Source organism: Actinophytocola sp. KF-1, assembly GCF_054661535.1.
This window is the reverse complement of record NZ_BAAFVK010000016.1, coordinates 16,248-29,267: the sequence shown is the minus strand read 5'-3', so window position 1 is coordinate 29,267 and position 13,020 is coordinate 16,248. Positions and strand designations below refer to the sequence as shown.

Here is a 13,020-nt window from a genome sequence, read left to right as displayed (position 1 = left end):
GAGGTCACAGGGCGGACGGTCTACGGACGGGTTGGGTGAGGAGGGGGCGGGCGGGCAGCCGTTGGCGAGCCCCGCCGGGCGGCTGGATGCCGGTGACGCTGATCAACGAGCCCTGGTCGCGCGTTCAGCCAGCGGGCTCAGGTACCGGGGCGGCTCGGGCAACGGGCTTGGTCGTGTGAACTCGTGCGGCGGGCTCGGCGGGGCTTGGTCGGACGAGCTTGGTTGGGCCCGCGGAGCAGGGGAGTGGCCAGGCGGGAGTGCCGGGCGGGCGTGGCCAGTAGGAGTGGTCCGGGGGCGTGGTCTGCGACGGCCGCCAGTGGACGTGGTCGGGCGGGCGACCGATCGGACTGGTCTAGGGGCATGCGCTGGCGAGCGTCGTCAGGGGGAGCAGTCGGCTGGGCGGAGAGTTGAGGCGGGGTGGGTCACTCGGACTGAGCGTGGCGATCATCGGGGATTGGTCGCGGCGAGGCGGGCCTCGAAGCAGTGTTTGCGCCGCGGGCCTGGGTTTGTGGTTGGGTCGGTGGGCGTTCCGTCAATTGGTTGGTCGGCTGGCATTGGTGGTGGGTTTGCGTTGTGCGCGGAACACGACGAAGAGGAGTCGCAGGCCCAGTAGTGCGCTGACGACCAGCAGGTTGTAGCCGAAGATCTGGTTCAGTGTCAGTTCCGGGCTCACCCGTGGGCCGCCTGTGCTGGTCAGCAGCAGGACTGCCATCAGGCCGGTCGCCATGCCCGTGAATGCCAGCAGTAGTTCGTGCAGCATTGTCGTCACCACTGCTCTGTCGCGTTCGTCGGCGAACAGGCGGATGTTGACGGACAGGCGGCCTTGTTCCAGGGCCGACGTCACCCTGTCGATGCGGCGGGGGAGTCTGCGCAGCACCGGGAGCAGCGACATCAGTTCTTCGGTCGCCGTGCGGCGTAGTGAGTCCGGTTGTAGTTGTTCTCCGATCAGTGTGTTCGCGAACGTTCTCGATTCGACCAGGATGTTGAAGCCCGGTGCCAGCAGGCCGAGGGTGCCCTCGACCGTCGCCAGCGCGCGGAACACCGCGGCGATCGCCGGTGGGATCGACAGGCGGAACTCGGCCACGACCCGGAACAGGTCCGTGAACATGTCCAGGTCCGGTGCCTGGCCGTGCGACAGGTGCTTCGCCATCAACGCACCCAGCGCACGCTCGAGGCGTTGCTCGTCGATCTCGTCCGGGCGGTCGACTACCTCCAGCAGACCGTCGCGCAGGCCGGCCGGGTCGCCTCGGTCGATCGCGGCCAGCAGGTTGCGCAGGCCGCCGCGCAGCGTCGCGTCCAGGCGGCCCACCGAGCCGAAGTCGAGCAGGCCCAGCTTGCCGTCGGCCAGCAACAGCACGTTGCCCGGGTGTGGGTCGGCGTGGAACACGCCGTGCAGCAGCACTTGTCGCAACACGCAGTCCAGCAGCGCTCGCGCGAGTTCGTCACGGCGGGCGTTGTCCACACTGCCGATCGCCGAGCGGACCGGGGTGCCGTCCAGGCGGCGCATCACCAGGACGCGTTCGCTCGACAGGTCACTGTGGACGGTCGGCAGCGCGATCTCGCCGTCGTTGCCGACAGCGCTCACCGCGGCGATGTTCCGTGCCTCGACGCGGAAGTCGAGCTCCTCGGTGAGTGCCGCGGCGAATCCGTCGGCGAGGTCGACCACGCCGAGCGACCGCGCCCACGACGCCCGCAGCTCCAACGACCGCGCGACGCGGTAGACGATGTCGAGGTCCCGTTCCACCACCCGGTCGATGTCCGGGCGGCGGACCTTCACCACCACGTCCTCGCCACTGTGCAGCCGCGCCCGGTACACCTGCGCGATGGATGCCGCCGCCAGTGGTTCCCGGTCGAACTCCGCGAACACCTCCGTCACCGGACGGCCCAGCTCCTCCTCCAGATCCCGTTCCACCCTCTCGAACGGAACCGGCGCGACCTGGTCCTGCAGCCTGCTCAGCTCGTCGATGAACGCGGGCGGCAGCAGGTCGGGTCGCGTCGACAGCACCTGCCCCAGCTTCACGAACGTGACGCCGGCGTCCTCCAGCGCCCGGCGCAGCGACCGAGCCAACACCGCGTGCCGGGTGACGTCCGCCGGGCGCCTGCCGCCCAGGTACGGCCCGATGCCGTGCTTCACCGCGATCCGGCTGACCTGTGAGTACCTCCGCGCCCGAGCCATCCGGCGCCGGATCGAGCGCAGCCGTCCGACGAACCCCAGCCCGCCACCGCTGGGGAGCGCCATCTCGGCGAGGAACAGGAACGTCAGCGTGGCCAGGAACGCGCACCCCGCGATCGGGATGAGCAGGCCGACGAACACGCTCGGCGTCCGGTGGACGTTCGGGAACAACCAGCCCGCCAGCTGACCCGCCACGTACCAGCCCAGCACGGCACCGATCAGTGCCCGCACCGTCCTGATGCGCACCCCGAGGACCCGCCGGGACGCCACGACCAGCGGCCACAGCATCAGCAGGTAGAAGGGGAGGGACAGCAGCGTGAGGAGCAAGGAGGACATGCGGTTCCGAACGTCGGCTGGAGCGGCTGGTCGCCGACGATCGAAACACAGTGGACGGGTGGCTCACCGGCGAACGGTCAACCGCGTGTCGCAATGGTTCGTGAAGATCACCTCTTCCTGTGCGGAACGGGCTGGGGATGGTGTGCGAGCGAACGAGGACGGGACGGCGGCGGGGATCAGCGGTTGGCCCTCAGCAGGCGCACCACCTCCTCGGCGACCTTGGTGGCGCTGGCCGGGTTCTGGCCCGTCACCAGGCGGTCGGACACCGAGACCTGGGGTTCGAAGTCCGGTGCGCCCACGTGCTTGGCGCCGCGGTCCTCCAATGCGGACTGCAGGAGGAACGGCACGACACCCGCCAGGCCGACCGCTTCTTCCTCGGTGTTGGTGAAGGCCGAGACTTCCTTGCCTTCCACCAGGTAGGTGCCGTCGGTGAGGGTCAGGTTCAGCAGGGCGGACGGGCCGTGGCACACGGCCGCGACCACGCCGCCGGCCTCGTAGATGTCGCGTCCCAGCCGCGCGAGGCCCTCGTCGTCGGGGAAGTCCCACATGGTGCCGTGGCCGCCGACGTACAGAATCGCGTCGTAGCCGACGGCATCGACCTCGGCCGCGCGCCGGGTGTTGCCCAGTTCGGGCAGTTTCACGAAGTCGCGTTGAGTTCCGTCGTCGGCGTCGAAGCCGTCCATGGGTGGTCGCCCGCCGTTCACGCTCACCAGGTCGACCGCGAAACCGGCGTCGCGGAACACGCGCCACGGGTGCGCGGCCTCCGGTACGTAGAAGCCGGTCTTGCGAAGGCCGCCGAGGTCGTCGTGGCTGGTCAGGGCGAGGAGGATTGCTTTCATGGGACCAGAATGGCATGGCCGAGGCATCGGGGACCAATAGAACTTATGCGCTGTATCATCAGAATTCTGATGACTTCACTCGACCTGCTCAGAACCTTCCTCGCAGTGCACCGCGCCGGGTCCGTCACGGCCGCCGCGCAGCTCCTCGACCTGTCCCAGCCCGCCGTCACCGCCCAGCTCAAGACGCTGGAGAAGCACGTCGGCAAGCCGCTCTTCCACCGCCACGCCCGCGGTGTCACCACCACCTCGGCGGGCGAGGACCTCGCGCGCAGGCTGGCGGGCCCGCTCGACGACCTGACCGCCGCGCTTGGGGACTTCGTCGGCGGCAAGGTGTCGCTGCACGTCGGCGGACCCGCCGAGTTCATGGCGCTGAAGGCGCTCCCCGCCCTCGTCCAGCTGCCGGACACCGCCCTGCGGGTCACCTTCGGCATGCCCGACGACCTGCTCGACCAGCTGACCAAAGGTGGCCTCGACCTGGTGATCACCGGTGCCAAGCCCCGCGGGCGCGGCATCCTGTCCGCGCCTCTCTACGAGGAGGAGCTGACGCTCGTCGCCGCCGATCGCTGGTACTACCCGGACACGAGCGGCGTGCTCGGCGACGCGCCGTGGGTGGCCTACGCCGAGGACCTGCCGCTGATCCGGCGCTACTGGAACTCCGTGTACAAGACGCTGCCGCCCGGGCGGGCGGTGGTCGTCGTGCCGGACCTGCGTGCCGTGCTCGCGGCGACCGTGGCCGGTGCGGGGGCGACCGTGCTGCCGAGGTACCTGTGCGAGAACGAGCTGGCGACCGGCGCTCTCCGCGAACTGATCATCCGCGGCGACGGCCGGTTGCCGACCAACACCATCTACCTGGCGGTCCGCGCGGGCGCCTTCGCCGAGCCGCACATCGCGCGGGCCCGGGACCTGCTCATGGCGCGGGCGGCGGACTGGTGAGCAGGTGCCGGCGGCTCGCGGCCGTGCGACGGGTGCGTGGTGGTCCGTAAGCTGGCCGACTGTGAGGCCGACCGCCGACGAGCTGGCCGCCGCGCGTGCCAAGACGATCCCCGACGTGATCGCGCCGGGGTTGTCGGTGTTGTTCTGCGGCATCAACCCCGGGCTCTACTCGGCCGCGACCGGCTGTCACTTCGCGCGGCCGGGCAACCGGTTCTGGCCCGCTCTGCACCGGTCGGGGTTCACGCCGCGGTTGCTGGACCCGTCCGAACAGGACGTGTTGCTCGAGTACGGGCTGGGGATCACGAACATCGTCCCGCGGGCGACGGCGCGTGCCGACGAGTTGACGCGGGACGAACTCCGTGCCGGCGGGGTGCGGTTGACCGCGCTGGCGGAGCGGTACGAACCGGAGTGGGTCGCGGTGGTCGGGATCTCGGCGTACCGCTCGGCTTTCGACCGGCCGAAGGCGGTGGTCGGGCCGCAGGACGAGGCGATCGCGGGTGCGCGGCTGTGGGTGCTGCCCAATCCGAGCGGTCTCAACGCGCACTACCAGGCAGACGCGCTGGCGGACGCGTTCCGCGCGCTGCGCGAAGCGGTGTGAAACGCGGGCACGACCATGCGACGAGCCGTGCCCGCGTTTCACTCAAGATCAACGCCGCCGAACGCAACCCCCACCCGATCCCGGGGGCCACCCGCCATGCCAGTCTACCGGGTCGGGGGGACGATGTCGGCGGATTTTGTTGATCTGTGGATAACCGGTGCTGCTGTGGACAACTGGGTCACCACGTGCTGTTGGTCAACCCGGTGCCGATGTTCACCTCATCGAAGTCGTCGCCGTCCGAGTCGTCGCTGTGGGTCAGCGTGATCCGGCCGTAGGGGTCCACTGCCAGCGCCGGCTGGTTCTGGCGTCCTGTGGCGGACGGGTTGGCCCGGATCTGGGGCTGGCGGCCGACCGACGTGCCGTCCGGGTTCAGGCCCTGCAGGAAGACGTCGTCGCCGAGGGTCCAGTACGCGACCGCGTAGCGCTGGTCGTCCAGGCCCACCTGTGGGTCGTTGCCCGCGAGGAACGCCTCGGCCGGAGCGGCGCCCGTCGCGGTGAACGAGCGGACGCCGATCTGGTCGGTGCCCTGGTGGTCGGTTTCCCAGCCCACCACGAAGTCCCCGTTGAAGTTGGCCGCCACCGTCGCGTTCTGCTGCTGGCCGTCCGTCGCGGCGTTGGCGACACGCTTGGCGATCTTCGCCGCGCCGGACGGCGTGAAGCTCGCCAGCCCCACGTTGTAGTAGCCGTTGCCGTCGAGGTCCTCGTCCCACACGACGATCGCGTTGCCCGCCGCGCCCATCGCGACGTCGGGGTGGCGGTTCGTGCCGCCCGCGGCGTGCGCGCGGATCTCGTACGTCTTCGAGGTGATCGACGCGAAGCCGGACAGACGGATCGTCGGTTCCGCGTCGGTCTGCTCGTCCTCGAAGACGACCGCGAACGCCGCCCCGTCCGGATCGACCGCCACCTCCGGGTTGGTCTGCTGACCCGCCGCCGTCCCGTTGGCGGTCGCCGTGCCGGTCTGCGTGCCCGCGGCGTCGTAGGTGGCGACGCGGATCTGGTAGTAGCCGTTGCCGTCCTGGTCGTCGGACCACGTGACCACGGTGGCGCCGTTGTCGCGGACCGCGACGTCGGGCTGGACGTGCCGCCAGTTCCCCGTGCCGCCGGTCGACACCTTCTTCTCGAACACCGGGGCACCGTCGCGGTACAGCCGTATGAACACCTCGGTGTGCACGGTGTCGTTCGGGGCGGTGGTGTCGCGGTCGTCCTCCCACACCACGGCCGTGTAGCCGGTGCGGGACGCCGCGACCGACGGGTTGTCCTGGTCGCCGGTGGTCGTCGTGTTGACCCTGGCCCACGTGAGCGTGCCGTCCGCGGTGGCGAGCGGAGCGGTCGCCAGGCCGAGCGTGGCGACCAGGGCCGGGATGATGACGCGTCTCATCAACGCAGCTCCGTTCACGGGTTCTGCAGGCCCGGGTTGCCTGCCTGGATGACGTAGCTCTTCGCGGTCTTGATCGGGTAGTCGCGGACGGTCACCTTGTCCAGCACGCGGAAGTCGACGTTCATCTGCGTCGGGGTGGTCCGCGTGCGGACGTAGCCGCGCTGGTTCTTGTTGAACTTGACGTGCGGGTTGCGGCTCGACGTGCCGTCGTCGGTCGCGTTGCCGTCGCCGCCGGAGGTGATCGACGTGGTCACCAGCTCGGTGCCGATGACCCTGTCCTGCGTCGTGTAGTTGTTCATGATGTTGGCCGCCCAGTGCCGGTGCACGTCACCGGTGAGCACGACCGTGCTCGTGTTGCCCCTGGCCTGCCAGCCGTCCTGGATGCGCTTGCGGTTGGCGGTGTAGCCGTCCCACGCGTCCATGCTGCGGGCACCGTCGTCGTTGTTGAGCCGCTGCGCGAAGAACACCTGCTGACCGATCAGGTCCCACGTGGCGAGCCGCTGGCCGAGACCGTTGAGCAGCCACGACTCCTGCGTGGTGCCGGTGATGGTGCGTGCCGGGTCGTCGGCCTCCGGGCACACCTGCGAACCGTCGCCGCACGCCTGGTCCATGCGGTACTGGCGGGTGTCGAGCATGTGGAACGTCGCGAGGCTGCCCCACCGGAGCCGCCGGTACAGCTGCAGGTTCTCCGCGGACGGCAGCTGCGCCGACCGCAGCGGCATGTGCTCGTAGTACGCCTGGTACGCGGCGGCGCGGCGGGCACGGAAGTCGCCGGTCGGTGAGGTGTCCCCGCGGACCAGGTTCGCGTAGTTGTTCTCGACCTCGTGGTCGTCCCACACGACCACCCAGGGCGCGACGTGGTGCGCGGCCTGCAGGTCGACGTCGCTGCGGTACTGCGCGTGCCGCACCCGGTAGTCGGCGAGGCTGGTGATCTCCTTGGCGGGCAGGTGCGCGCGGACGTCGGACGCGCCGGACTCGTAGATGTAGTCGCCGAGGTGCAGGATCAGGTCCGGGTTCTCCTCGGCCATCCGCCGGTACGCGGTGTAGTAGCCGGAGGCGTAGTGGGCGCACGACGCGAACAGCATCGTCAGCGCCGGGGAGGTGCCGACCGCAGGCGCGGTTCTCGTACGCCCGACCTGCGAAATCTGGTTGTCGGCCCGGAAGCGGTACCAATACACCCGACCCGCGGGCAGCCCGGTTACCTCGACGTGGACGCTGTGCGCCGACGCCCGCACGGCCGTGGTCGAGCCGGACGCGACCACGTCCCGGAAGTACTCGTCGTTCGCCACCTGCCATTCGACGGTGACCGGCTGGTCCGGCATGCCGCCGAACCCGTCCAGGTTGAGGGGGTTCGGGGCGAGCCGGGTCCAGATGACGAACCCGTCCGCGGCCGGTTCACCGGAGGCGACACCGAGTGCGAAGGGGTAGGTGGCGGCGGTGGAGGCGGAGCTGAACGCGATCAGGCCGGCGCCGGCGCCGGCGAGACCGCCCAGCAGGAAGGTTCTTCTTCGCAGGGGCATACGACGATGTGTACGACACAAAGACGCACAATCAAGGTCCTTGGGGTAAATAACCCACATAAAGGCGCGTAACGGAGCCTTTTCACTGCTCCGAACGGTCTCCGGGCCGGGGGTTGACCACCTCGACGTCCGGCCGGAACGTGCGCAGCTGTTCGCGAATCCGGTTCACGTCCGGCCGGTCGACCGCGCCCGGCAATCCGCGCCACGCAACGACTTTCGGGTCGGCGTCGAGGTCGTCGCCGGTCAGCGGCACCGCCGGTGGTACCTCGTCTACCTGGGACGCCGCCGTGCCGGCCACCGTACCCCGGCGATGTCGACGAGCGCCCCGCGCGGAAGTACCTTCGAGACGCCCGCGTCATCAGCGCGTTCGTGTGAGAGGACGGTCATGGTCGACCCGCAGACCCCGCTCGGCTTGTTGGACGTCGAGGACCTCATCGGCGAGGAGGACCGCGCGATCCGCGACACGGTCCGTGACTTCACCGCCGAACGGATCCGCCCGCACCTCGCGGAGTGGTTCGAGAACGCCACCATCCCGGCCCGCGAACTGGCCCGTGAACTGGGCAAACTCGGGGTGCTCGGCATGCACCTGACCGGGTACGGGTGCGCGGGGACGACCGCGACGGCCTACGGCCTCGCCTGCATGGAGCTGGAGGCGGCCGACTCCGGGCTGCGCAGCCTGGTGTCCGTGCAGGGGTCGCTCGCGATGTTCGCCATCTGGCGGTGGGGGTCGGAGGAGCAGAAGCAGGAGTGGCTGCCGCGCATGGCCGCGGGCGAGGCCATCGGGTGCTTCGGCCTGACCGAGCCCGACTTCGGGTCCAACCCGGCGGGCATGCGCACCCACGCCCGCCGCGACGGCGACGACTGGGTGCTGAACGGCACCAAGATGTGGATCACCAACGGGTCGGTCGCCGACGTGGCCGTGGTGTGGGCGCAGACGGACGACAAGATCCGCGGCTTCGTGGTGCCGACGGACACACCCGGTTTCCAGGCGCCGGAGATCAGCAAGAAGCTGTCGCTGCGTGCTTCCGTAACGAGTGAGCTGGTGCTCGACGACGTGCGCCTGCCCGCGTCGGCGATGCTGCCGGAGGCACGTGGCCTGTCCGGCCCGCTGGCGTGCCTGAACGAGGCCCGCTACGGCATCGTGTTCGGCGCGCTCGGCGCCGCCCGCGACTGCCTGGACACCGCGATCGCCTACGCCGGGCAGCGCGACATCTTCGACAAGCCGCTCGCCGCGTACCAGGCGACGCAGCTCAAGCTCGCGGACATGACGGTGGAGCTCGGCAAGGGCATGCTCCTGGCCCTGCACCTCGGCCGGCTGAAGGACGCGGGCCGGCTGCGGCCCGAGCAGGTCAGCGTGGGGAAGCTCAACAACGTCCGTGCCGCGCTCGCCATCGCCAGGGAGTGCCGGACCCTGCTCGGCGCGAACGGGATCAGCCTCGAGTACCCGGTGCTGCGGCACGCCAACAACCTCGAGTCCGTGCTCACCTACGAGGGCACCTCCGAGGTCCACCAGATGATCATCGGGCAGGCGCTCACAGGGCACAGCGCCTTCCGCTAACCGTTCGCGGTACGCAGGTCCCGCATCGTCTCCGCGAGCGTCTCGCACCGCTGGATGCCCAGCGGCTCCAGCAGGCGCTCGCGGAGGATGTCCGCGCACGCCTTGCGGGCACGTTCCGCCACGTCCCGGCCGTGGTCGGTGAGCACGGCGAACGTGACCCGCCGGTCGGTGTCGCTCGGTTCGCGGCGGATCAGGTCGGCTGCCACGAGCCGGTCGGCGACCTTGGTGAACCCGCCGCTGGACAGCGCCGCTTCCTTGGCGAGACGGGTCATCGGCAGGCGGTGGTCCGGGGAGCGGAGCAGCCGGATCACGATGTCGAAGGCGCCGGGCGCGAGGCCGACCTGCTCCTCGATCCCGCTCATGAGGCGGTTGTGGGTGGCGTAGTAGCCCTCGATGACCAGGCCCCACCAGCTCACGATCTCGTCGTCGTCTGGCATGCGGTCACTGTAGTGGAAGAAGCTCGCTCGGAACAATCTTGCGTGAGGTTATCTTGCGTAGAAGAGATTGCCGAGCTATTGTCTTGCGCAGAAGATATCCGCAGGAGGCGGCCATGACCCACCCGAAGATCGATGTCCGCCGCGCGGACGACCGGTTCACCACCAGGATCGACTGGCTCGACTCGAAGCACTCGTTCTCGTTCGGCGGGCACTACGACCCGGCGAACACCCACCACGGCGTGCTGCTGGTGAACAACGACGACATCGTCGAGCCGGGCACCGGGTTCGACACCCACCCGCACCAGGACATGGAGATCGTCACGTGGGTCCTCGGTGGCGCGCTGGTGCACCAGGACTCGGAAGGCCACTCCGGGGTGATCTATCCCGGTCTTGCGCAGCGCATGAGCGCGGGCACGGGCATCCTGCACTCGGAGAAGAACGACACGTGGCGCCTGGCCGGTGACCCCGAGCCGGTGCATTTCGTGCAGATGTGGGTACTGCCCGACGAGCCAGGCATCGACCCGGGCTACGAACAACTGGAGATCGACCACGAGCTGCTGTCCGGCGGTCTGGTGCCGGTCGCGTCCGGAATGGACAAGCACAGCTCCGCGATCCGCATCCACAACCGGTACGCGGCCCTGTACGCGGCTCGGCTGGCGCCGGGGCAGAGCGTCGAGTTGCCGGACGCGCCGCTGTCGCACCTGTTCGTGCCGCGGGGCAGCGTCACCCTGGAGGACACCGGGGCGCTGGCCGCGGGGGACGCGGTCCGCTTCACCGCGACCGGCGGCCAGCGGGTCACCGCGACAGAGCCCGCGGAGATCCTGGTCTGGGAAATGCACGCCACCATCGACTGAAAGGACGATTCCGATGACGACCCGGGAAGAACTCCGCGCGAAGTACCTGACCGACGACCGCCCGGCCACCACGGCCCGCGGCCTGCACCACACGGCGCTGATCTCCAGCGACGTCGAACGGACCATCAACTTCTACCAGGGCCTGCTCGGGTTCCCGCTCACGGAACTGATCGAGAACCGCGACTACGAGGGCTCGTCGCACTTCTTCTTCGACATCGGCAACGGCAACCTGCTGGCGTTCTTCGACTTCCCGGGCCTGGACGTGGGCCCGTACAAGGAGGTCCTGGGTGGCCTGCACCACGTGGCGATCTCCGTCGACCCGGCGCGGTGGGACGAGTTGGTGGCCCGCCTGACGGACGCGGGCGTCGACCACGTCGTGCACAGCGAGGTGTCGGTGTACTTCCAGGACCCGGACGGTGCGCGCATCGAGCTGATCGCGGACCCGTTGGGGGAGATGTACGGCAACAAGGTGCTCTAGCGTTCGAACTGCCGGTGCGCCCAGGCGGTCAAGCCGCAGGTGCGGACATGCACGACCACAGCCGCGACACAGAGGACGGCCGCGACTCCCCATGACGGGTCGTGGCCACGGTAGTGGGCGAGCGGCAGCCACACGGCCGGCGCGAGGTTGGCGACGACCGCGGCGCCGAACCAGAGGACCAGGGTGACACCGCCTGCGACGAGCGCGCTGAGGAACGGCGTCAGCAGAACGACGAACGCGGCGAGCAGGAGCGCGTTGGCGAACACCCATCCCCACGGCGCCCCGGCCGGAAGCCACGGCACGAGAACGGGCACGCACAGGGTCGCGCACGCGATGACCGCGGCCGCGACCGTGCCGGCGAGCGCCTTGGCGCGGTGTCCACGTGCGACCCGGTCCCACTCCCAGAACCGGGGCCGGGTGAGAATCCCGAGAAGCGTCGCGGCGACGATCACACAAAACTCGGCGACCACGACCTTGGTGGGCGGGAAGGTGGGCGAGAGGTCGATCTCGAGCGCGGCCCGCCCGATCCCGACCGCGACGACCCACAGCCCGACGGCCGCCAGGAGCGCCCATTGCGCGCCGCGGCTGTGGAGGAGTACGCGGATCATCGGGCCTTCGCCTTCGGTAGCTGGTCCTCGGTGAGCGTGCAGCTGTGCAGCTGCTTCTGGTGTTCGGCGAGCCAGCCTTGGACCTCGGCAACCGACATCGACGCCAGTGAACCCTCAGGTTTCCCCGTGTCGAGGAAGTGCGTGATGTCCCACGCGACGGCGAGGGCCTGCTGCTGCAGGAGGGTGGGCTCGTCTCGCCAGTCGCACGCGTAGAGGCCGGCCGCGGTGTCGGCGGTGCTCGGTTCCATCGAGCCGTCCGGTTGAAGCCAGACGACGTCGACGCGTTGCGGGGCGATCTGCCGGTCATACATCAGGGCCTGGTCCCACACCTCGTCGATGTTGTCCGGCTTCGTGCCGAACCGGGCGATGACCGGGTCGACGCGGCGTGCCAGCTCGTCCAGTCGCGAAGCGTGCTCGATGTGCACGCAGTACCGGATCTCCCGCCGTTCCGTGCATGACGAGGCCGGCGTTTCCGCCGTGTACACGACGGGTGGCCGTAGCAACGACACGGCGACCAGCACGCCGGGAACAGCCAGGCAGACCGCCACGTCGACCAGCGAGCGCCAAGCCCGCACACGGGTCATGGCGCGTGCGGCGAGCGCGAAGGCGGCAACGGCGACGGACAGGAACAAGGCAATGCGAAACACCAGCAACGGCAACGATTCGCGTTCGCCCAGCTGGGGCTCGTACCAGAGCACCGGTGCCACCGCCGCCATCGGCTCGCCGAGCACGTTGCCTGCGACGAGCAGCGCGTAGAACCCGATGGCGATCACCGGGATCATCGCGATCGTGGGAGCGACGGTGCCCACGGCGTAGCCGAGTGCCACCGCGGCGATCATCGTGAGCGGACCGGACAGCATCACCACGGGATCCGGCGTCCCGAGCCCGCCGTTGACCACCGTCGACACGACCAGCGGTGTCAACGCGACGAGGTAGGCGCCGACGTACCAGCACACCAGGACCGGGAGATGGCGATTCACCGCCTGGACGCCCAGCCTCGGCGCGCCTGGTCGCATCCAGATCCGGTGCTTGGCGTGCAGGACGGTGGCGTACCAGCATGCGGCGGTGCCCGCGATCATCCCGGCGAAGGCGAACTGCTGGTGGAACTGGGCGGACGTCTGGGTCCACAGCGGGTACGGCCAGTCGAACCGCGACCAGGTCATGCCGACCACCACGGCGACGATCGCGAGGGCAGGCAGCACGACGGAGAACGGACCGAGCGGCCACCACGAACGCTGCCTCATTCGCGGCTCGTCTCGACGAGTCGCTCGGGGACCGGACAGGCACTCAGCACAGCTCCGCCCGACA

At 69.6% G+C, this 13,020-nt stretch carries 13 protein-coding genes; 5 read left to right on the top strand and 8 right to left on the bottom strand.

Annotated elements, in window-relative coordinates; translation table 11 throughout:
- Positions 1–532: 532 nt before the first annotated feature.
- Both ACYQ77_RS37825 and ACYQ77_RS37820 read right to left on the bottom strand, forming a co-directional pair.
- A complete protein-coding gene (locus ACYQ77_RS37825) occupies positions 533–2,509 on the bottom strand; it encodes an ABC1 kinase family protein (protein WP_459720707.1) in 1,977 nt (658 codons plus the stop codon).
- Positions 2,510–2,685: 176 nt separating this feature from the next.
- Positions 2,686–3,348 (bottom strand): type 1 glutamine amidotransferase domain-containing protein, encoded by a 663-nt coding sequence (locus ACYQ77_RS37820; protein ID WP_459720704.1) that lies wholly within the window; start codon positions 3,346–3,348, stop codon positions 2,686–2,688.
- 69 nt (positions 3,349–3,417) lie between these two features.
- On the opposite strand from ACYQ77_RS37820, the gene ACYQ77_RS37815 reads away from it, so the two are divergent.
- Positions 3,418–4,281 (top strand): LysR family transcriptional regulator, encoded by an 864-nt coding sequence (locus ACYQ77_RS37815; protein ID WP_459720701.1) that lies wholly within the window; start codon positions 3,418–3,420, stop codon positions 4,279–4,281.
- A gap of 61 nt (positions 4,282–4,342) precedes the next feature.
- Positions 4,343–4,879: a G/U mismatch-specific DNA glycosylase gene (gene mug, locus ACYQ77_RS37810; RefSeq protein ID WP_459720698.1), complete on the top strand. Its 537-nt coding sequence runs from the start codon at positions 4,343–4,345 to the stop codon at positions 4,877–4,879.
- A gap of 178 nt (positions 4,880–5,057) precedes the next feature.
- Here the strand turns inward: mug and ACYQ77_RS37805 are convergent, their stop codons facing one another.
- From ACYQ77_RS37805 to ACYQ77_RS37795, 3 genes are all read right to left on the bottom strand, one after another.
- A complete protein-coding gene (locus ACYQ77_RS37805) occupies positions 5,058–6,257 on the bottom strand; it encodes a hypothetical protein (RefSeq protein ID WP_459720695.1) in 1,200 nt (399 codons plus the stop codon).
- Between the two features lie 14 nt (positions 6,258–6,271).
- A complete protein-coding gene (locus ACYQ77_RS37800; RefSeq protein ID WP_459720693.1) occupies positions 6,272–7,777 on the bottom strand; it encodes an alkaline phosphatase D family protein in 1,506 nt (501 codons plus the stop codon).
- A gap of 82 nt (positions 7,778–7,859) precedes the next feature.
- Positions 7,860–8,030, bottom strand: coding sequence for a hypothetical protein (locus tag ACYQ77_RS37795; protein WP_459720690.1), 171 nt, complete (start codon positions 8,028–8,030; stop codon positions 7,860–7,862).
- Positions 8,031–8,162: 132 nt separating this feature from the next.
- Here ACYQ77_RS37795 and ACYQ77_RS37790 point away from each other — a divergent pair, with 132 nt between their 5' ends.
- A complete protein-coding gene (locus tag ACYQ77_RS37790; RefSeq protein WP_459720688.1) occupies positions 8,163–9,335 on the top strand; it encodes an acyl-CoA dehydrogenase family protein in 1,173 nt (390 codons plus the stop codon).
- Here the strand turns inward: ACYQ77_RS37790 and ACYQ77_RS37785 are convergent.
- Positions 9,332–9,772, bottom strand: a complete 441-nt coding sequence (locus ACYQ77_RS37785; protein WP_459720685.1) for a MarR family winged helix-turn-helix transcriptional regulator — start codon at positions 9,770–9,772, stop codon at positions 9,332–9,334. The two genes, ACYQ77_RS37790 and ACYQ77_RS37785, sit on opposite strands and share 4 nt — an antisense overlap.
- Before the next feature lie 113 nt (positions 9,773–9,885).
- On the opposite strand from ACYQ77_RS37785, the gene ACYQ77_RS37780 reads away from it, so the two are divergent.
- Both ACYQ77_RS37780 and ACYQ77_RS37775 read left to right on the top strand, forming a co-directional pair.
- Entirely contained in the window at positions 9,886–10,626 is a 741-nt protein-coding gene (locus tag ACYQ77_RS37780; RefSeq protein ID WP_459720682.1) for a pirin family protein, read from the top strand.
- A 13-nt stretch (positions 10,627–10,639) separates the two neighbouring features.
- Positions 10,640–11,104, top strand: a complete 465-nt coding sequence (locus tag ACYQ77_RS37775) for a VOC family protein (protein ID WP_459720679.1) — start codon at positions 10,640–10,642, stop codon at positions 11,102–11,104.
- On the opposite strand, the gene ACYQ77_RS37770 is transcribed toward ACYQ77_RS37775, so the two are convergent.
- Positions 11,101–11,712, bottom strand: a complete 612-nt coding sequence (locus tag ACYQ77_RS37770) for a hypothetical protein (RefSeq protein ID WP_459720676.1) — start codon at positions 11,710–11,712, stop codon at positions 11,101–11,103. The genes ACYQ77_RS37775 and ACYQ77_RS37770 overlap by 4 nt on opposite strands.
- Positions 11,709–12,956 (bottom strand): hypothetical protein, encoded by a 1,248-nt coding sequence (locus ACYQ77_RS37765; protein ID WP_459720674.1) that lies wholly within the window; start codon positions 12,954–12,956, stop codon positions 11,709–11,711. Before ACYQ77_RS37765 ends, ACYQ77_RS37770 begins: the two co-directional genes overlap by 4 nt.
- Positions 12,957–13,020 lie beyond the last annotated feature (64 nt).

Excerpts from the sequence above, each read along its gene's own strand:
- ACYQ77_RS37825 (WP_459720707.1), bottom strand. The coding sequence starts at position 2,509 with ATGTCCTCCTTGCTCCTCACGCTGCTGTCCCTCCCCTTCTACCTGCTG.
- ACYQ77_RS37820 (WP_459720704.1), bottom strand. The coding sequence starts at position 3,348 with ATGAAAGCAATCCTCCTCGCCCTGACCAGCCACGACGACCTCGGCGGC.
- ACYQ77_RS37815 (WP_459720701.1), top strand. The coding sequence starts at position 3,418 with ATGACTTCACTCGACCTGCTCAGAACCTTCCTCGCAGTGCACCGCGCC.
- ACYQ77_RS37805 (WP_459720695.1), bottom strand. The coding sequence starts at position 6,257 with ATGAGACGCGTCATCATCCCGGCCCTGGTCGCCACGCTCGGCCTGGCG.
- ACYQ77_RS37800 (WP_459720693.1), bottom strand. The coding sequence starts at position 7,777 with ATGCCCCTGCGAAGAAGAACCTTCCTGCTGGGCGGTCTCGCCGGCGCC.
- ACYQ77_RS37790 (WP_459720688.1), top strand. The coding sequence starts at position 8,163 with ATGGTCGACCCGCAGACCCCGCTCGGCTTGTTGGACGTCGAGGACCTC.
- ACYQ77_RS37785 (WP_459720685.1), bottom strand. The coding sequence starts at position 9,772 with ATGCCAGACGACGACGAGATCGTGAGCTGGTGGGGCCTGGTCATCGAG.
- ACYQ77_RS37780 (WP_459720682.1), top strand. The coding sequence starts at position 9,886 with ATGACCCACCCGAAGATCGATGTCCGCCGCGCGGACGACCGGTTCACC.
- ACYQ77_RS37775 (WP_459720679.1), top strand. The coding sequence starts at position 10,640 with ATGACGACCCGGGAAGAACTCCGCGCGAAGTACCTGACCGACGACCGC.
- ACYQ77_RS37770 (WP_459720676.1), bottom strand. The coding sequence starts at position 11,712 with ATGATCCGCGTACTCCTCCACAGCCGCGGCGCGCAATGGGCGCTCCTG.
- ACYQ77_RS37765 (WP_459720674.1), bottom strand. The coding sequence starts at position 12,956 with ATGAGGCAGCGTTCGTGGTGGCCGCTCGGTCCGTTCTCCGTCGTGCTG.